The sequence below is a fragment of the Endozoicomonas sp. 4G genome (genome assembly GCF_023822025.1).
GTDB lineage: Bacteria > Pseudomonadota > Gammaproteobacteria > Pseudomonadales > Endozoicomonadaceae > Endozoicomonas_A.
Genome location: NZ_CP082909.1, coordinates 5413658 through 5432862, shown reverse-complemented (window position 1 = coordinate 5432862; position 19205 = coordinate 5413658). Strand labels below are relative to the sequence as shown.

Sequence of the window (19205 nt, the reverse complement as noted above, 5' to 3'; positions counted from 1 at the left end):
GCCCGAATTCAGGACGCAGGCAACCGCCTTGCACAAAACAAGAAACGAATGTCTCATTAATGAACCCATACCGTCTGTAGGACTGAATAGTTAGGCCCGTTTGGGCGATGCTTTACATAAAATTTGGTAAAAACAACAAATGAGACAGGCTCACGAAATCGCTATAATGCCCCGTTTAATAAATCCGGTAACGCTCGCAGGTCTCCGGCAGAGACTGCCAGCACAGACCAGGCGGTCAGCTATTTCTGGTCAAACACCGGAGCTGGCCAGCCCAAAGCGAAAGAAACAGATTGAACCTTTGATGAGTAAACAAGATACAGCCCTGAGCCCAAAAACAGCCCTAAGCTCGAAAGAAGCCCTGAGCCAAAAAGACTGCGCCCAGCGATTTATATTCGAGAACGCCGATCTTCGTGGCGAAATTGTCTCTCTGGGCAGCAGCCTGACCGAATCCCTGGCCGCTCACGACTACCCGGTTAATGTTAAAGCCTTGCTGGGCGAGCTGGCGGCAGCTGCCGTTCTACTCAGCTCGACTCTGAAATTTGAAGGTATTCTGAGCCTGCAAGCTAAAGGCGATGGCCCTTTGTCGCTGTTGATGGTTGAGTGTACCGATCAGAAAACCTTCCGCGCCCTGGCTCGTTGGGACGAAGAGAATACCGACCAACTGACTGCCAAAGGTCTGTCGGGCCTGCTGGGTAATGGCCAGTTGGTGATGACCATTGATCCTCACAAAGGCAATCGTTACCAGGGGATTGTGCCTCTGCATCACGAAACCCTGACCGAAGGTCTGAATGCCTACTTCAGGCAATCCGAACAGCTGCCAACCCGTTTCTGGCTGGCCGGTAACGGTGATCAGGGGGCAGGTATTCTGTTGCAGGCTTTACCCGCCAGTATTGAACAGGAAGAGGGTGAACGTCAGGAGTCGTGGAATCGTATGGTCACGCTGGCAGATACCGCCACCGAAGCAGAAATGCTCGAGCTGGAGCACGAGGCTTTGTTACTCAGGCTGTTCCATGAAGAAGAAGTTCGGGTTTTCGATCGTGAAGCGGTGTCCTTCAGCTGCAACTGCTCTCGTCCCCGCAGTGCTAAAATACTGGCCAGTCTGGGCCAGGAAGAAGCGGAGTCCATGGTGGCGGACCTTGGAAAAATCGAGATGGGATGTCAATTCTGTAGTCAGACCTATACTTTTACAGCGCAGGATGTGGCTGAGATCTTTCAGGGTAACGAACCCAAAACCCACTGATCGGTATTTCTCCCCGGCCGGAGATGCTCCGGCCAGATCTCTTTTCTATCAGGCCTCAGATGATCAAACTTTTATCGATAAATAGGTCACTTATGCGTTTATCTGGGTCAATATATCCCCTATCATGGTCGCCTCTGCACCGTTTACCACAGAATCACAAATACAAACAACACGACTTGCTTGACGCTTAGGGGAGCTTTAAATGACAGAAGTTAGCGCAACTATTGAGCTGGACACAGCAGCTTTGGCCAGTCTGGGTATCACAGACGTAACGGACATTGTTTACAACCCGTCCTACCAACGTCTATTTGAGGAGGAGACCCGTCCCGGGCTGGAAGGTTATGAAAAAGGCGTAGTGACCGAGCTGGGGGCCGTTGCTGTTGATACCGGCATTTTTACCGGTCGTTCACCGAAAGATAAATACATCGTCAAAGACGATACCACCCGCGACACCCTGTGGTGGTCTGACCAGGGCAAAAACGATAACAAAGCAATCACCCAGAACGTCTGGACTGATCTGAAAAGTCTTGTTACCCGACAGTTGTCCGGTAAGCGCCTGTTCGTGATTGACGGTTTTTGTGGTGCCAACCAACAAACCCGTTTAAGTGTTCGCTTTATCACCGAAGTGGCCTGGCAGGCTCACTTCGTAAAGAATATGTTTATTCGTCCTTCCCAGGAGGAGCTGGCAAGCTTTGAGCCTGACTTTGTGGTAATGAATGGTGCCAGGTGCACCAATCCAGACTGGCAGGAGCAGGGTCTGAACTCTGAGAACTTTGTCGCCTTTAACCTGACCGAGCGGGTACAGATTATCGGTGGCACCTGGTACGGTGGCGAGATGAAAAAAGGTATGTTCTCCATCATGAACTACCTGCTGCCCCTGAAAGGTATCGCCTCCATGCACTGCTCTGCGAATGTCGGTAAAGACGGCGATGTTGCAGTATTCTTTGGATTGTCCGGTACGGGTAAAACCACTCTCTCTGCCGATCCAAAGCGGGCTCTGGTGGGTGATGATGAGCACGGCTGGGACGACCACGGTGTCTTCAACTTTGAAGGTGGCTGCTACGCCAAAACCATCAACCTGAGCAGGGAAAACGAGCCAGACATCTACAACGCGATTCGTCGTGATGCCCTGCTGGAAAACGTGACGGTGCGTGAAGACAGCACCATCGATTTTACCGATGGCTCCAAAACAGAAAACACCCGTGTTTCCTATCCGATTGAGCACATTGAAAACATTGTTAAGCCGGTGTCAAAAGCAGGTCACGCCAAAAAAGTAATCTTCCTGACGGCGGACGCGTTTGGTGTGCTGCCTCCGGTATCAAAGCTGACACCAGAACAAACCAAATACCATTTCCTGTCTGGTTTTACCGCCAAGCTGGCGGGTACTGAACGGGGTATTACGGAGCCAACGCCAACATTTTCTGCCTGTTTTGGCGCAGCGTTTCTGACCCTGCATCCGACCCGATACGCTGAAGAACTGGTTAAAAAGATGGAAGCCAATGGTGCCACCGCCTATCTGGTTAACACCGGCTGGAATGGCACGGGTCAACGCATTTCCATCAAGGCTACCCGTGCCATCATTGATGCCATCCTTGATGGCAGCATTGATAAGGCGGAAACAATAACCGTTCCTTACTTTGGTCTGCACGTTCCAACCCACGTTGAAGGCGTGGAAGATGGTATTCTGAACCCTCAGGATACCTACGAGAACAAAGAAGACTGGGATAACAAGGCTCGTGACCTGGCTGATCGCTTTATCACCAACTTCAGCAAGTTCACAGATACCGACGAAGGCAAGGCTCTGGTCGCTGCCGGCCCATCTCTGGACTGATATAAAAAAACCGTCGTGCAATGGTTGCTTTACCCAGGCAACGATTGTACGACAGTTTATTGTTTTCTGATGCTTATTGCTGCAACCAGTGGCTGGCCACATCCAGCATACGGTTGGAGAAGCCCCACTCATTATCAAACCAGCAAAGCAGCTTAACCAGCTTGCCAGAAGTCACCTTGGTCTGGGTAGCATCGACCACACAGGAGCGGGCATCATGATTGAAGTCTACGGAGGCGTGGGGTTCGTCAGAGAAGCCCAGAATGCCTTCCAGACGACCATGGGTAGCCTGTTCCAGAATCCGGTTCACTTGCTCTGCGGTGGTTTCCTGTTCAATGTGGACGCAGAGATCCATGCAGGAAACATTGATGGTGGGCACCCTGATGGCATTGGCTTTGAAGCACCCCTTAAGGTCAGGCAGCAGTCTGTCAATGCCCCTGGCCAGACCGGTATCCACAGGAATGATGGATTGCAGGGCACTTCGGGTCAGTCTGAGATCACTCTGGTGGTAAGCATCAATCACCGGCTGATCATTCATCGCTGAGTGAATGGTGGTGATACTTCCATACTCAATGCCAAAAGCATCATTGAGTGTCTTGATAACAGGAACAATGCAGTTTGTGGTACACGAAGCACTGGAGACAATGCGCTGATCGCGAGTGAGATCCTGCTCATTGATACCGTAAACAATCGTGGCATCGACATCCGCTTGAGCAGGCTGTGAAAAGAGCAGCTTTCGGGCGCCACTCTCTAGATGTTGTTCCGCTATTGCCCTTTCATTGAATGATCCCGAGCACTCCAGCAACAGATCAATACCGAGGCTTTGCCAGTCAATATTTTCAGCACGGGCTTCGTGAAGCAGCTGGATACGGTCGCCTGCTACGATCAGCTGATTTTCTGCCGACTCAACTTTGGCCGGGAAGCGACCATGGGTGGTGTCATAACGGGTCAGATAGGTGAGTGTATCCTGATCGGACAGTTCGTTGATGGCAACAACCTGCAAGTCTTTGCGATAACCATTTTCGTAAAGGGCACGCAGAACACACTGGCCGATACGACCGTATCCGTTGATGGCTATTCGAAACACATTCTTCCGGAGCATAGTCTTGCGTCAGGCTCATTACTGCTGAATGGGGTCGGTATTATAAGCACAATAAAGAAACTTTGCCCCATCTTGTTGACGGGGCTCTTAATTCTGGCAATCAGGCACAGGCTCCGGTTTCCGAGTCTGGAGTGCCTTTTGTCGCCCGTTCATCTAATGGGATGCCCTGATTCTTAACCAGTAACAAGGAAGCAAAAGAGAGCACACCACAGACGGCTATCACAGCGGTCATAGGTAATTGAGTACCATTATGAAACAGACCTACCACCGCCGAAGAAACACCGCCAATGGTGAAGCGAAGTGCACCCGCCATGGCATTGGCTGTACCTGCTGACCTCGGAAAATGAGACAGGGCCAGGGCGTTGGAGTTAGGGCCGGTCAGACCAATGCAGCTGATGTAAATCACCACAGGGATCACCAACCCGACCAGCCCACCGATCTCAAACTTTGCGTTAATCATCATTACCACGGCGCTGATGGTGGCAAGAATGCTACCTGCTTTCAGGATAGTGAACAGTGGCAGGCGATCGATCAGTCGGATATTGATCATATTCATGGCCATCATGGCCAGGATATTGACGGCAAACAGCAGGCCATAGTGCTCTGGCTTAACCCCATACAGCTCAATATACACGTAGGGCGAGCCGGCAATAAAAGCAAACATACCACCAAAGAAAAATGCATGAGAGAGAATGCAGCCCACGGCTTCCCGGTTTTTCAGTACGGACAGGTAAGTCATGCCCAGCTGGCTGGCGGGTACCACCAGCCTTCTCTCCTGCGGGAGAGTTTCCGGAACTTTTGAGACAGCCAGCACTACGGCAAAGGCAGACAAAACCGCCAGAAAAATAAACAGGCTTTCCCAACCCATGAATTTAAGCATCTGACCTCCCAGCAGGGGAGCAATCAGCGGCGCTACCGTCACCACCATCAAAATAGACGACATAACCTTTGCGCTTTCCTGCCGTGAGAACAAGTCCCGAACCATGGCGGGAATGGTGACCATAACGGCAGCCCCGGCCATCGCCTGAAGCACCCGGACAATAATCAGTTGCAGACCGTTTTCACAAAGCGCCGCCATAACACTGGTAACAAGAAAAGCCACCAGACCCGGAAACATGATTTTTCTACGACCAAAGCGGTCTGAGAGAGGTCCGTACAATAGCTGCCCCAGGGCAAAGCCCATGGTGTAGGCACTGAGTGTAAACTGGATAACACTCAGGGGTTCTCCCATCGCTTTGGCAATGGCAGGGATGGCCGGGAGGTAGAGATCGACGGCCATAGGGCCAAGCGAGGTTAAGGCGCCAAGAGTCAGTACGAACAAAAGCCTGTCGCGGCCATTACTCTTTAAAGTGTTTTGGTTTTTATCTTCCTGGCTGACTGTTTCTGGCTCAAGGCTTTCTGTTGGCTCAAGGCTTTCTGTTGGCTCAAGGCTTTCTGTTGGCTCAAGGCTTTCTGTCTGAAGATTTTTTTCAATATTGATGGTCATGAAACTTCCCTGGATCGAGCGGGCGAGTCGCTGAAATTATTAGTCTTCTGTTGTCTATTCCTTCTGTTTGAGCTGCGACACAGCCGCCGCAGGTCGAGGGATAAAAAATAAGTTTGCTGTCGTGTACAGAAGAGATGGCAGTTTTAAGCCGCTATTTTAATTCTTATCGGTATAAAAAAATATATTTAATAGGTAAATAAATAATATTGAAAGTAACGCTTGAGTGTTTGATATATTATCTGCCTGACTGGCTATCACTCCGCCACTCCCCTTTAAGGTGGCAATTTTCAGAATAAGGTTCCTATGAAAGCCCATCATCCAGGTATTTTGCTGATCCTGTTGCTGCTGGTTTTTCCACAGTTCAGCGAAACGGTTTATGCCCCGGTATTACCCGGAGTCTCCGCCGCATTTTCGGTGTCCAGTAATCTGGCCCAGTTAACCATGAGCCTCTATTTTGCCGGCTTTGCCGCCGGTGTCCTTTGCTGGGGGTATCTGGCTGATCGAATCGGCAGGCGAAAATCCATGATTGCAGGTCTTGTGATCTACGGTTTGTCTGCCCTTGTTGCTGTTTTTGTTGAAAGCTTTTGGGCATTCCTGATGGCTCGTATCGCTTTGGCTTTTGGTGCCAGCGCAGGGTCCGTCGTCATTCAGACCGTGATTCGTGATTGCTATGAAGGCGAAGGGATTGTGAGGGTCTTCTCTCTGGTGGGCGTTGCTTTGTCATTGTCTCCCACGCTGGGACCGGTACTGGGAGGGATTCTGGCAGAAAGCCATGGTTTGGAGGGCGTTCTTTATGCCCTGGTCTGTCTGGCGGTGCTGTTGCTGATATGGACTTTGTTGAAACTGCCTGAAACCCAAAAAGCGCAACCAGGCAATAACCCTGAGCGCCTTTCAATGGTGGCTCTGGCGGGCAAGATGCTCTGCGATCGTCGTATTCTCTGTTCGGTTCTGCTGGTAGCGGGCATGAACATTTTGTTATTTGGTTACTACACGCTGGGGCCTTTTGTGGTTGCCAAAATGGGCTTTTCTGAACAGGTATTCGGTTTTTCGGGGCTGTTGATGGCCCTGGGCACAGCCATAGGAGCTCTACTCAACCGATCACTGGTGCGGCGAGTGAATATAGAAAAACTGGTTCAATGGGGATGCACTCTGGCTCTGGCGGGCAGCTTATTGCAAGGGCTTGTCAGCGTACTCAGTTTTGAGTCTCAACGGCTTCACCTTGTGCTCTTTTTGCTGCCAATGATCCTGATTGTGACAGGGTTCGGGCTGACCATACCCAATGTCCTGGGAACCGCCCTGGTGGATTATAAACCGCAACTGGGTTCGGCAGGAGCACTGCTGGGCTTGTTCTATTACCTGGTGATTATGGCCGGGCTGGGCGCTTTGAGTGCGTGGTATGTGGATACACTCTGGTATATGCCCATGAACTTTGCCCTCATCAGTACTTTATTAGTGCTGATTGCCAACGTTAAGCGCAAGGTTCTCCATCCTTTTGCGAAGTAAAGTAAGACCTCAACCACAGAACAGGCTCTGTGTAGAACCCGGACAACTGCTCCCCGAATTCTTTGTATAATTGGGCTACAGAAAAACGCCAAGCAACCTACAAGTTATATGGAAAAAAGCCTGTGGTATTGACTGGGGTGCAATAGTCTGCGTGGCTTTTTTAACGAATGCAGGTGAAAGTATGACTATGTCGTGTGCCTTAAAGACGCTTTTTTTTTCAGTGTTTTTGTTTTTCTATCAGCAGAGCCTGGCAAACGACACCTGGCGTATTGAAAAGTTTCGTAAGTATCAAATGAAAAACTGGCAACAGCCTTCGAAAGAACCACAAAACGACACAGGTCAATCCAATATAAGCCCACTTGAAAATATCCGTATTGGCTTTGCCAGGCTTAATTTAGAGTCTGACGATTTATGTGGAGATGAGCGAATGGAGATCTGTGAAGGTTACGAGCTTACTGAGCAAGACTTTAATCGTCTGAACAGCTTTTATTTTAATTATGTGAGCCGAGGTGATCCTCAACGTCGAAAAGTTCGCATTCAAAGAGTACTGGGTATCATACATCGTATGCTAGCTATTAATATAAACAGGTTCAATGATGTAGATTGGGTAGAGGAAGAGTTCATCAAGGCAATGGCAAAAAGCCTTTTTGATCAATTGTTTTTGTCTGCCACGATAAATAATAGTAGTAATCCTCATTTCAATTATTTTCATTTAGTTCCGGGGGGAAGGCAGTGCAATTATGTTGGGGTTAATAACGGTCTGGTCCTGATGTTTCTTACTTTTCTTGCTCCCCACTTTCTTGCTAAGGATCAGCTTTATAATTACCTTTGTATCTTGGGTAATGTATACACTGGAGAAATCTGCGATCAAGCATTCGACTGTACATTGCTTTCTGAAAATATCAATGAATATCATTCTCCACAATGCCTTGCAGATCAATTGAATGCAGCCGAATTAGACGCAGGAATAGCGTTTCTGATCGGTTTAACTGCAATGGCATCAGCCGCTTTCCAGCGCATTGATTCAAGACAGGACTCACATGAGTCACTGAAGACCTTGTTGATAAGATGCCTGCCATACCAGCTTCTGCCAATTATCTACAGTAATGCAGCCAGGCATTGTCGACCCGGACGCTCATGCCCTGTGCCTGCGTTTATGTATACCGTTAATGGCATGCAAGAATTTACACACAGTATTGTGGGTGTTAACCCCACACCTTTATCGGAGGCATCATCGACTGAAAGTCTGCAATTTCTAATGGATTATATTGAGCTTGCAGATAGCGAAGACTCAGACAGAGCAGGATCAGGCACTGAGTTTGCCCCTGAGGAATCGGATGCTGAGGATCAGGATCTATCAATAGTCGTTCAGCAACAAAATGAACTGATAGGCCAATTACGACAGGAATTGACAAACCAACCTGCAACTGAGGAAGCGGGAGCTGTCGGAGGAGCTCCAGCAGAAAACGACCAATGTTCAATTTGTACCAACCTTCTGACAGATAATATGATTCTATATCGTTGTGGACATGCCGGTTTTTGCAAAAATTGTGCTGAGCGACTTATAGATGAGCAGAGAGAGTGCCCCTTTTGTCGGGTCATACCCCTGTCATACATGAAGATACTCAACATGGCTTTGCACTGAATCTGTGCACGACGCCAGCCACCTTGCTGGCTGTGAACATTCCTCCCCTAACCAGAAGTACCGAGAGGTAAAACGATGAAGAACAACCCTGAATGGACCACCCGATGGCAAGAAGGACGCATTGGTTTCCACAGATCTGAGTTCAATCCGTCCTTATTGAAATTCTGGCCACAACTGAACCTGTCAGAAGCCCGGTCAGTGCTGGTGCCACTGTGTGGCAAGAGTCTGGATATGATCTGGTTCAGACAGCAGGGGCTGGAAGTGATCGGTACCGAACTGGTGAAAATGGCGGTTGAGTCTTTCTATCAGGAACAGGCGCTGCAACCGGAAGTGAAAGAGGTTCAGACTCACCGGCATTGGCAGGCCGACGATATTCATATCCTCGAAGGTGATTTCTTTGCCCTGCCGGAAAACGCCGTTGAAAGCACCGTTTTTTACGACCGTGCCGCCCTGATTGCACTGCCCGCAGAGCTGAGACAACAATACGTCAATCAGCTGATGCGCACCGCTCCCCATTTACAGGAAGGTCTGTTAATCACGGTTGAGTACGATCAGAACCTGATGTCGGGCCCTCCCTTTTCGGTTCAGGAGCACGAAGTCAGAGCCCTGTACTCACCCTGGTTTGAGGTGATCAAGCTGGACACACAAAGCATGGTTGCTGCAAGCCACTTGAGGGAGCAAGGCGTCAACGAGTTGGTTGAAGTGGTCTATAAGCTCATGGCACTGACTTAACTTTTAACTTGCCAATCTTTTTTTGAGAAATTTGCAGGTTTCCCAATGGAGGAAGGAACCTTTGCTAATAAGTACTGTCATACCAATCATGTCATGAAATTCGAGAGCGGGTTTCAATTAAAACGAATTAGGGAGTTATTCAAATATGGATATATCACAGACTGGCACTCCTACCGGAGTGACTCATACCGCTCCACAAGCTAACAGCAATGGGCATTTTTCAGGCTCCGATGTCCGGACCCTTGATCCACAGCCAGAAATGACTTCACAAGAACATAATCAGGCATCTGCTACTCCCATCGCGGATCGTAATGTTGATGCGTCTTTGAAGACAGATGACGCTCAAAGCGATTGTGGAAATAGTTCCAAAGCGCAAAAAAGGCCACTCCCTGATGACCCGGACACCGTACCTCAACTGTGCAAAATGATTAAAAGCGGTGCCATGGCTATCTCTGAAGAGCCTGCCACACTGGAAGAGTTTGTCGATAGCCTTGTAAAGGTGATTACCAACCCTGATAGTACGGACGCTGAAACTGCACAAGCCGTAAGGTTAATATCCAAGTACGGAGCCGATCAACTTGCCAGGTGCACAGTCTCATTTCCTATTAATAACAACCTTTCCTACCCAGCAATTACTCCTTTTGCTCTTGCATGCAGACACGGAAAGTTGGACTTAGTTGAGGCTCTGTTCGTGAATCAGGAACAATTAGACCAGACATTTGATACAAAAGGAAATGTGCCTAAAGGACGCACAGCACTCATGCTTGCAGTTATTAAAGGGCATGTAAATGTAGTGAAACAATTATTAGATTGGGGAGCTGACGTTCAAAAGCATGATGAAACCAACCTTTGTGCTGAAGAATTGAATATGATTTGTAATAACAAAGGTAAAGAAGATACATTCCGTAAAATCAAACAAGTATTAAAGGAGCATCGTGAAGAAAGGAACCTACCACCCTTCATATATCCCCCTTTTAGAATTTTTCACCTCAAAACTACCGGGGAAGCGCGGATTTATGCACAAGATCAAGAAACACTTTTATCTGTTGTCCGGGAGGTTAGGGCGTCTCTAAACGAACAATAGTCATGGCTCTATAACCCATGACTATTCTTGCATCACGCTTTTGAACTTAAAACGCTTCTTACGGTCAAAAGTGGCGAAATACAAAAAGAACCATGGAGGATATGACAATGCAACCCACTGGATCAGGGTCTCAAGTGCCGCCAATGAAACGTCCATTTGCCGACGTAGATGCGGCTGCTCCCCCCGCAAAAAAATCGTGCTTACGACAGGTTGAACCAACCGTAGCCGAAAAATCACTGCCATCCAGCAGTTGTAATAATAATTGCCTTGCTGATTTCAGGACCGCAATGGATCTTGCAATGCTTTTTTTAGAAGCCAGAAAGATCAAGCCGGTTCCCGGGCAAACTTATTTAGGAATAGTAAATCCCCTGTCATCTTTCAGAGATGAAATATCCGCCCAAATTGCTCGTTTGACTCAGAATGATGAAAACCCTGTGGTTAATGGACAGGCAGCGATGTATTCCCCTGAATCTCCGGATTCAGAAAGACCAGTGACACCCCTGTCTTCATCTTCGAGCAATGAGTCCAATGCCCGGTTCAAAACATCAACAAAAGGCGTGGTACACGGTACTGGTGTCATTGCTACCGATAGCTTTAAAAAGGATGAGGTCATCTGTACCTACGATGGACCATTGGTGTACAGAATCCCTATTCGTAATACTGGCAAATATCATGTCTTTGCCATGAAAGATGCGGGCAATAATGGCTTTAATGATATCAAGTTCATGGATAAAGACTCCTTCGTCGTATGGCCGGGCGTTGCTATTACAAAATCGGGCAGACCAGCCATTCAAATTGGCCGTGATGGTCAGAGTGATATCCGATTCCTGAATCACTCCAAGGAAGCCAATGTCATGATCTGCTATAAAGGCAAAGGCTGGATAAATTGGGGTGATCAGGACAGTCTTCAGCTGGAAGTTATGGCCATAAAAGACATTAAGTTGGGAGAAGAGCTGGTATTCGATTACGATACAACCAAGAAAGACTCTGAAATAGACTTCAGCAAATCAATGGTAGAAACAGCAACCGAAGAACAAAAAAAAGATATAATCGCAAGAATCAACAAGTTCAATAAAGGTTTGCACACTGAGAAAACAAGATCAGCAAAAACAATGAACAAAGAGATTGAACTGCCAGATGCACTTGATAACAAAATTGCTGATATCAAACAAAAAATAGACGAAATTCGTAAAGAAAATGTTGCACCCGCAACTCTTGATCAGTTTAAGGCAGCACTAAATGTCTTTCAGAAGGCTCTTCTCAAGATTATTTATTCTGACAAACCCTCAACTTCAAAAGATCTGGCTTCACATTTATTTCCAGGAAAAAACGGACCAGAAAAAAGAGCTTTTATGGAAGAATTAACCACTGAAGCCATTGAAGACTTGAAAAAATTTTTAACCCGTACGATGTTTAATGGAAGTCAAGTCTGGTTTACCGATAAAGAATTAAAAAAGTATCTTTCTTCATTAAATTTATGAAAAAACGGCAGGTGATATCAATCACTTGCCGTTTTTTAATAAGCTTTAAAAGCCATTCAGGGCATCAAGTTCCCTGTTGCGATCAGTCCAGAATCTCTTCAGCCGCAGCAACAATATTCTCTACCGTAAACCCGAAGTATGGGAACAGGTCGCCAGCCGGTGCAGACTCACCGAAAGTGGTCATGCCGATAACCCGTCCGTCCAGGCCAACGTACTTGTACCAGAAATCAGCCGCAGCCGCTTCAACGGCAATACGGGCAGGAACTTCCAGAGGCAGAACGCTCTGCTTGTATTGCGCATCCTGAACATCGAAAACGTCCGTGGATGGCATGGAGACAACGCGAACCTTGCGACCCTGTTCGGTCAGTACCGCTTCAGCATTGATAACCAGTTCCACTTCAGAACCGGTAGCGATCAGGATCAGCTCTGGCGTGCCTTGGCAATCCTTCAGTACATAACCACCCCGGGCAATGTCAGCTACCTGATCGGCTTCACGGGACATGCAGGGCAGACCCTGACGAGAGAAGATCAGCGCACTGGGGCCATCTTCACGCTCAATCGCATGTTTCCAGGCCACCGCCGATTCAACGGTGTCACAGGGACGCCAGGCATTGACGTTTGGAGTCAGACGCAGGCTGGCAATCTGTTCTACAGGCTGGTGAGTAGGACCGTCTTCACCCAGGCCAATCGAGTCATGGGTGTAAACCTGGATAGCACGCTGCTTCATCAGAGCGGCCATGCGCACAGCGTTACAGGCGTATTCCATGAAGACCAGGAAAGTAGCACCGTAGGGTACGAAGCCACCGTGCAGGGCAATACCGTTCATCATGGCGGTCATGCCGAATTCACGTACACCGTAGAATACATAGTTGCCGCTGGCATCAGCAGGCTTAACACCTTTAGAGCCGCTCCACAGAGTCAGGTTGGAACCGGCCAGGTCAGCAGAACCACCCAGCAGTTCAGGCAACAGCGGACCGAAAGCATTCAGAGTGTTCTGGGACGCTTTGCGGCTGGCGACTTTTTCACCTTCTGCCTGACAGGACTGGATGTACTCATCCGCCTTGGTAGAAAAGTCAGCAGGCAGTTGGCCTTTCTGACGACGAAGGTATTCTGCTGCCAGTTCAGGGTAAGCTGTCTGGTAAGCAGCAAACTTGTCGTTCCACGCGGCTTCTTTGGCAGTACCGGCTTCTTTGGCATTCCATTGGCTGTAGATGTCAGACGGAATTTCAAAAGCAGGGTGTTTCCAACCCAGACGCTCGCGGGTCAGTTGGATCTCTTCGTCACCCAGCGGGGCACCGTGGCACACTTCCTTGCCTTCCTTGTTGGGGGAACCAAAACCAATGATGGTTTTGCAGCAGATCAGGGTCGGTTTGGTGGTTTCAGCACGGCCAGCTTCGATGGCGGCACGGATGGCTTTGGGATCGTGACCGTCAACATTTGGAACAACGTGCCAGTTGTAGGATTCGAAACGCTGAACAGTGTCGTCGGTGAACCAGCCTTCCACTTCACCATCAATGGAGATGCCATTGTCGTCGTAGAAAACGATCAGTTTGCCCAGCTCCAGAGTCCCTGCCAGAGAGCAGACCTCGTGGGAGATACCTTCCATCATGCAACCGTCACCCATGAAGACATAGGTGTTGTGGTCAACAATGTCGTGACCTTCACGGTTGAACTGAGCCGCCAGAGTCTTTTCGGCCACCGCCATACCCACGGCATTGGCAATACCCTGACCCAGGGGACCGGTAGTGGTCTCAATGCCCGGAGCGTAACCGTACTCAGGGTGACCTGCGGTTTTCGAGTGCAGCTGACGGAAGCTCTTGAGGTCTTCAACAGACACATCGTAACCGCTCAGGTGCAGCAGGGAGTAAAGCAGCATGGAACCATGACCGTTGGACAGAACAAAACGGTCACGGTCAGCCCACTCAGGGTTAGCCGGGTTGTGATTCAGATAATCACGCCACAATACTTCAGCAATATCGGCCATACCCATTGGGGCACCGGGGTGTCCGGACTTGGCTTTCTGTACAGCGTCCATACTCAGGGCGCGGATGGCATTGGCTAGCTCACGACGTGAGGACATAGGAATCAGGGCTCCGAAGATCCAGTCTGTTGTAAATAGGCGGTTATTCTAATGCCTTCAGTTAAAAACTGAAATTGCTATAAATGACTATCCTGAAACCTCCGGTTCAACTACCACCGGAGGCTTTTTTGTATCAGGTGGTCTGAACCTGAGTTTTCCTGGTACTGAGTTGTTGCCAGATCCAGCGGAACAGGTTCCGGACTTTATACTTATGCTTTTCAGTAAGGCTGCCCAGGGCAACCGTCACCAGCATAATACAAACGACTATGGCAAGGTGTCTCCACACCGAAGTAATGTCTCCGGGCAACACCGAAGCAAAGAAGTTCATCAACGGTGAATGGAACAGGTAGAGAGAGAATGTCAGGCCGGCCCAGAAACGGATGGGCTTTTTAAATCGCTCCAGCCAGAACAAATGCTTTTTGGCTACCGTAACCAAACCCAGAAAGTGCATGGAAACCAGTACCGCGTAAACAAAGCTGATGATGAACTCATCGGAGTATCTCAGCCAGGTAGAAACCGTTTCTTTACCCAGAACTTCTTTGGTCCAGATCAGCAGGTCGGCATCAATACCGAAATACTTGATGGCCGTATAAATAGCGATAGGACTCAGGAACAGCAGCCAACCGATGACCTGAGAATGATTGATAGTCTGGCTTTTTCGGTAAGTCCAGACACCCAGCCACCAGGTGGGAGCCAACACCCAGAGCTTGGGCCCCATAATCAGCAGGATCAACAGCGCCAGCAACACTCTTTTTTTGCCGGTGAAATAACACACCGCAAAAAACAGCATGTAGTACCAGAACTCATAACTCAGGGACCAGAATGGGCCGTTAGTGGATGGACGGATATGGAAGGTCCAGATCTGATTGACAAAAAACAGGTTGGCAAAAAAACTCGTTACATTGTCGTAGATAGCATAAGAATTAATCCAGGGTATATAGAAGTCTGGAGACAGGTAAATGCCGATGGTATCCACAACCATAGTCAGCAAAAGCGCTGGCACGATGACCGAGTATAATCGGGAGAGTCTATTAACCATATAGTCCGTTTTATTCTCTTTTTTGGCATCCACCACGTAAGCAATGACATAGCCGGAGAGAATAAAAAACAGAATAACGACGTCGCTACCGATGTGGGAGTCCCTGTACCATTGCCAGACACCGCCCGAGATCCTGCTTAACGCCACATGGTAAAACATCACCATCATGGCTGCGCTAAAGCGCAGCAGATCAAGGTAAAGAGAAACCCGAGTATTCATGATGGCTGTCCCGACGGTTTCTGACGACTGAAACGCGCCCAGGTCATTTGCCACATGTTTTCAAGTGGCCGAACGTAGGCGGTTCTCAGGTCAAGGTAAGGATCTGGCTCATTGTTTACCAGACCGAAGGTCAGGTTGTTTCTCAGATCCTCGGTAGGAAGCACCAGGGTGCCGAACATCCAGTCCCAGATAGCCAGTACCTGACCATTATTTTTGCCCCAGTGTTTCATTCGGGTGCTGTGGTGGATCTGGTGATGAGCCGGGCTGATAAAGATATGGTTTAGAACGTGGCCCCAGTGTAACCAGATATGAGAGTGTCTGAGGTTGGAACCGGCAAATCTGAATACGAAGGAGGTAAAGCTAAGCCCCAGGATAGTCAGGACGTCGACTTTGCCCATAAACAGGAACAGCAGAATCCCCATAAGCGATCCGGAAATCGAGCGTCTGATAACACCGTCAAAAATAAAGTCCAGCGGGTGTTTTCTGTACAGACTGAGGGGCGTCATCGTCTTGGGAGAATGGTGAACTGCATGAATCTCCCAGAAAAACGGCAGTTTATGGTTAACCGTATGGGCAACGTAATAAGCGAAGTCAGACACCATCATGTAAACGAAGGCAAACAGGATAAATCCGTAAGGGCCTCCGGTCCAGCCAGGGGATGTCCATGTGCTGGATAAAAAGCTGTTCATCAGGAAGGCAAAGGATGCAGACGACAGCAACAGTTTAAGGGGCGTTAACAGTCCCTGGATAACACTGTTGCCCAGAAAGATCTTCACGTCGGCCCAGGCAGAACGACTCAGGTAGATATTTTTGGGAGTGAGAAAGCTGAAAAAACCTTTGACTGAATAGTCTTGATGATCTTTTTTTGAGTAATAAATATAGGAAACAAGGGCAAACAACGCCGATGACAACAAAAAGCCGACATGGAGCCTGCTTGTTGAAAGAAAAGATATGGTCAATGCGTCGTACAAACTGTTGCCTGCATTGATCAAAGCTTCCGAGAGCCATGCGGGTAAAACGCTATTCAAGAAGCTAATAAGAGTCTCAGGCATTTAATACTCCTGATGTACCGTTTAAGTTTAGATATTCACCCGTATTTTAATAAAGGCTGTCTAGGTAAATACCACGATTCAGTTTTCTAAATGGCCATCTTTTGTAAGGCGAGGCCTGAAAAAGTATTCTTCGGATAATAATCAGTTCATAGTAAAAAAAAAGTTAACAAGAATTAATCAGGTGATGACCGTATCTGCATAGGTGTTTGTTGGAGGGGCTAATAGCCCCAACCTTTCTGCTCTCAACTTGTCTGGGGCTGGCTTGATCTTGCAGAAATTTTTTGCCAGATCCACTGAAACAGACTTCTGACTTTATACTTATGTTTCTCAGTTACACTACCCACAACCACTGTCACAGCAACAATGCCCACCACCATAGCCAGGTGACGCAGAGGTGAATGAACATCACCCGGAAACACGGCAACAAACAAGTTCAATAATGGGTGATGAAAAAGGTACAGGGAAAACGTCAGACCCGCCCAATATCGAATAGCCTTCTGCCATCTCTCGAGCCAGAAAAGGCTGTTTTTGGCCACGGTCACCAGCCCAAGAAAGTGCATGGACACCAGAATCATGTAGACATAACTGATGATGAATTCGTCTGAGAATCTAAGCCATTTATAAACGGTATCGCTGCCGAGCGTGCTGTTGGTCCAATCCAGCAGAACATCGCTGATACCGAAGTATTTGATGAGTGCGTAAATCACAATCGGGCTCAGGAACAGAAACCAGCCGGTTGAACTGGAATGGTTGATGGTCTGGCTCTTTCTGTAAGTCCACACCCCCATCCACCAGACGGGCGCTAACAGCCAAAGCTTAAGACCCATGATCGCCAGCACCAGTGCCGTCAGCAGGATACGTTTGCCACCCTGGAAGTAGAAGACGGCAAAAAACATCATGTAGTACCAGAATTCATAGCTCAGGGACCAGAAAGGACCGTTACTGAAGGGGCGTATGTTGATGGTCCAGATCTGATTAATATAAAAGAAGCTGGCAAAAAAACGCTCAATATTGCTGTAAGGAATGTACCAGAAGGTTCGGTAATATTCCGGGTTCAGCAGTATCCCAAGCCCATCGACCACCATCGTCAGCAGCAGTGCGGGTATGACGACAGAATACAATCTTGAGAGCCGGTTAATCAGGTAACTGGTTCGGTCTTCTTTTTTCTGATCGGCTACGTAAGCAATCACGTAGCCTGACAACACGAAGAAAACAATGACCGTATCACTGCCAATACGCAGATCCCTGACCCATTGCCAGACACCGCCGGTAGCACGCTCTATGGCAACATGCGACAACATAACAATAAATGCTGCGCCAAAGCGCAGCAGGTCAAGATAGAGAGAAACCCTGACATTCATGCCGAGCTCTCCGTATGACGAGTTCTGGTGAATCGCCTGCGAGTCATTTCCCACATGTTTTTCAGGGGCCCCATGTACGCGGTTTTCAAATCAACATGAGGGTCAGGGTCGTTGGGAGTCAGTCCAAACACCAGAGTGTTTCTTAATTCTTCGGTGGGAAGAACAAGAGTACCGAACATCCAGTCCCAGATCGCAAAGACCTGGCCATTGTTTTTACCCCAGTGCTTTATTCTTGAACTGTGGTGGATCTGGTGGTGAGCAGGACTGATAAAAATATGATTCAGTACGTGGCCCCAGGAAACCCAGATATGAGAGTGCCTCAGGTTAGATCCTGCCATCCTGAACAGGAAGGAAAGGAAGCTGATGCCCAGGATGGTATAAACTTCGACTTTACCCATGAACAGGAACAGTAATAAGCCCATCATTGAACCGGCAATGGAGCTTCTGACCAAACCTCCAAACATAAAGTTCAGCGGATGAACCCGGTACAGGGTGAGCGGTGTCATGGTTCGGGGTGAATGGTGCAGCGCATGGATTTCCCAAAGCAGCGGGAATTTGTGAGCTGCAGTATGGCCAACGTAATAAGCAAAGTCGGAGACCAGCATATAAATCAGCGCAAACAGGTAAAGTCCGAAAGGACCTTCTGACCACCCGGGTGATGTCCAGTAGTGAGAAAGCAAAGAATTGACAAGAAAAGAGAACGATGCCGTGGATAGCAACAACCTGAAAGGTGCGATCAAACCTTTGATCGCTGTGTTACCGAGATAGATTTTCAGGTCTACCCAGCTCGACGAACTCAGGTAAATGCTTTTGGGGGTCAGAAAACTGAAAAACCCCTTTACAGAATGTTCCTGATTATCCTTTTTTGAGTAATAAAGGTAAGAAAACAGGGCAAACAGAGCCGAGGTAAAAAGGAAACCTACATGCATACGGCCCGTTGATAAAATCGGGGCAGTAATACCGCTATAAAGGCTGACGAACGTTCTTTCGACAACGTCGAAGAGCCATGCAGGTAAAACGCTATTCAAGAAGCCAAGAAGAGCCTCAGGCATATACATACTCCTGATGTACTGTTTTCATTCAGATATTTACCGTGACTGTGATGAAGGCTGATAAGGTAAATACCACAATTTAATTTTTCTAAATGGCTGCCTTGCTTTTAAGGTGAGGCCCGAAAAAATATTCTCAGGATAATAATCAGTCCATAGTAAAAAAAAAGTTAAAAGAATTTAACTAAGCGATAGCCGCACTATTATAGGTATTTAATCCCAGTTGAGTTTAGAGTCACGACTATAAACTAGGTACCAAAACTGGTTTGGCCTGACGTTGTGTTGCTTACATCAGGCGTTCTGA

General features: G+C 48.1%; 14 protein-coding genes. 7 read left to right on the top strand and 7 right to left on the bottom strand.

Going from position 1 to position 19205, the window contains the following annotated elements; all coding sequences use genetic code 11:
* The first annotated feature begins 301 nt into the window (after positions 1-301).
* Both hslO and pckA read left to right on the top strand, forming a co-directional pair.
* Positions 302-1240 carry an Hsp33 family molecular chaperone HslO gene (gene hslO / locus K7B67_RS21540; RefSeq protein ID WP_252177900.1) on the top strand — a complete coding sequence of 313 codons (939 nt, stop codon included), beginning with the start codon at positions 302-304 and terminating at the stop codon, positions 1238-1240.
* 202 nt (positions 1241-1442) lie between these two features.
* Positions 1443-3071, top strand: coding sequence for a phosphoenolpyruvate carboxykinase (ATP) (gene pckA / locus K7B67_RS21535; RefSeq protein ID WP_252177899.1), 1629 nt, complete (start codon positions 1443-1445; stop codon positions 3069-3071).
* Between the two features lie 73 nt (positions 3072-3144).
* Here pckA and K7B67_RS21530 read toward each other — a convergent pair whose 3' ends face one another.
* Complete coding sequence (locus K7B67_RS21530; RefSeq protein ID WP_252177898.1) at positions 3145-4170, bottom strand: glyceraldehyde 3-phosphate dehydrogenase NAD-binding domain-containing protein; 1026 nt, start codon at positions 4168-4170, stop codon at positions 3145-3147.
* Positions 4171-4270: 100 nt separating this feature from the next.
* Complete coding sequence (locus K7B67_RS21525; RefSeq protein WP_252177897.1) at positions 4271-5656, bottom strand: Bcr/CflA family multidrug efflux MFS transporter; 1386 nt, start codon at positions 5654-5656, stop codon at positions 4271-4273.
* Between the two features lie 303 nt (positions 5657-5959).
* On the opposite strand from K7B67_RS21525, the gene K7B67_RS21520 reads away from it, so the two are divergent.
* The 5 genes from K7B67_RS21520 (at position 5960) to K7B67_RS21500 (ending at position 12101) form a co-directional block, all read left to right on the top strand.
* On the top strand, positions 5960-7159 hold the full coding sequence (locus K7B67_RS21520; RefSeq protein ID WP_252177896.1) for a multidrug effflux MFS transporter: 1200 nt from the start codon (positions 5960-5962) through the stop codon (positions 7157-7159).
* A 70-nt stretch (positions 7160-7229) separates the two neighbouring features.
* Complete coding sequence (locus K7B67_RS21515) at positions 7230-8804, top strand: RING finger protein (RefSeq protein ID WP_252177895.1); 1575 nt, start codon at positions 7230-7232, stop codon at positions 8802-8804.
* A gap of 75 nt (positions 8805-8879) precedes the next feature.
* The gene (locus K7B67_RS21510; protein ID WP_252177894.1) at positions 8880-9536 is read left to right on the top strand and encodes a thiopurine S-methyltransferase; all 657 of its coding nucleotides are present in this window, start codon (positions 8880-8882) and stop codon (positions 9534-9536) included.
* A 145-nt stretch (positions 9537-9681) separates the two neighbouring features.
* The gene (locus K7B67_RS21505; protein ID WP_252177893.1) at positions 9682-10620 is read left to right on the top strand and encodes an ankyrin repeat domain-containing protein; all 939 of its coding nucleotides are present in this window, start codon (positions 9682-9684) and stop codon (positions 10618-10620) included.
* A gap of 143 nt (positions 10621-10763) precedes the next feature.
* Positions 10764-12101, top strand: a complete 1338-nt coding sequence (locus tag K7B67_RS21500; protein WP_252177892.1) for an SET domain-containing protein — start codon at positions 10764-10766, stop codon at positions 12099-12101.
* Positions 12102-12183: 82 nt separating this feature from the next.
* On the opposite strand, the gene tkt is transcribed toward K7B67_RS21500, so the two are convergent.
* From tkt to K7B67_RS21475, 5 genes are all read right to left on the bottom strand, one after another.
* Positions 12184-14181 carry a transketolase gene (tkt, locus tag K7B67_RS21495; RefSeq protein WP_252177891.1) on the bottom strand — a complete coding sequence of 666 codons (1998 nt, stop codon included), beginning with the start codon at positions 14179-14181 and terminating at the stop codon, positions 12184-12186.
* Between the two features lie 133 nt (positions 14182-14314).
* A complete protein-coding gene (locus tag K7B67_RS21490; protein WP_252177890.1) occupies positions 14315-15439 on the bottom strand; it encodes an acyltransferase in 1125 nt (374 codons plus the stop codon).
* On the bottom strand, positions 15436-16491 hold the full coding sequence (locus K7B67_RS21485) for a sterol desaturase family protein (protein WP_252177889.1): 1056 nt from the start codon (positions 16489-16491) through the stop codon (positions 15436-15438). Before K7B67_RS21485 ends, K7B67_RS21490 begins: the two co-directional genes overlap by 4 nt.
* 242 nt (positions 16492-16733) lie before the next feature.
* Positions 16734-17852, bottom strand: a complete 1119-nt coding sequence (locus K7B67_RS21480) for an acyltransferase (protein WP_252177888.1) — start codon at positions 17850-17852, stop codon at positions 16734-16736.
* Positions 17849-18904 carry a sterol desaturase family protein gene (locus K7B67_RS21475; RefSeq protein ID WP_252177887.1) on the bottom strand — a complete coding sequence of 352 codons (1056 nt, stop codon included), beginning with the start codon at positions 18902-18904 and terminating at the stop codon, positions 17849-17851. The genes K7B67_RS21480 and K7B67_RS21475 overlap by 4 nt, the downstream gene beginning before the upstream one ends.
* Positions 18905-19205 lie beyond the last annotated feature (301 nt).

Excerpts from the sequence above, each read along its gene's own strand:
- hslO (WP_252177900.1), top strand. The coding sequence starts at position 302 with ATGAGTAAACAAGATACAGCCCTGAGCCCAAAAACAGCCCTAAGCTCG.
- pckA (WP_252177899.1), top strand. The coding sequence starts at position 1,443 with ATGACAGAAGTTAGCGCAACTATTGAGCTGGACACAGCAGCTTTGGCC.
- K7B67_RS21530 (WP_252177898.1), bottom strand. The coding sequence starts at position 4,170 with ATGCTCCGGAAGAATGTGTTTCGAATAGCCATCAACGGATACGGTCGT.
- K7B67_RS21525 (WP_252177897.1), bottom strand. The coding sequence starts at position 5,656 with ATGACCATCAATATTGAAAAAAATCTTCAGACAGAAAGCCTTGAGCCA.
- K7B67_RS21520 (WP_252177896.1), top strand. The coding sequence starts at position 5,960 with ATGAAAGCCCATCATCCAGGTATTTTGCTGATCCTGTTGCTGCTGGTT.
- K7B67_RS21510 (WP_252177894.1), top strand. The coding sequence starts at position 8,880 with ATGAAGAACAACCCTGAATGGACCACCCGATGGCAAGAAGGACGCATT.
- K7B67_RS21505 (WP_252177893.1), top strand. The coding sequence starts at position 9,682 with ATGGATATATCACAGACTGGCACTCCTACCGGAGTGACTCATACCGCT.
- K7B67_RS21500 (WP_252177892.1), top strand. The coding sequence starts at position 10,764 with ATGAAACGTCCATTTGCCGACGTAGATGCGGCTGCTCCCCCCGCAAAA.
- tkt (WP_252177891.1), bottom strand. The coding sequence starts at position 14,181 with ATGTCCTCACGTCGTGAGCTAGCCAATGCCATCCGCGCCCTGAGTATG.
- K7B67_RS21490 (WP_252177890.1), bottom strand. The coding sequence starts at position 15,439 with ATGAATACTCGGGTTTCTCTTTACCTTGATCTGCTGCGCTTTAGCGCA.
- K7B67_RS21485 (WP_252177889.1), bottom strand. The coding sequence starts at position 16,491 with ATGCCTGAGACTCTTATTAGCTTCTTGAATAGCGTTTTACCCGCATGG.
- K7B67_RS21480 (WP_252177888.1), bottom strand. The coding sequence starts at position 17,852 with ATGAATGTCAGGGTTTCTCTCTATCTTGACCTGCTGCGCTTTGGCGCA.
- K7B67_RS21475 (WP_252177887.1), bottom strand. The coding sequence starts at position 18,904 with ATGCCTGAGGCTCTTCTTGGCTTCTTGAATAGCGTTTTACCTGCATGG.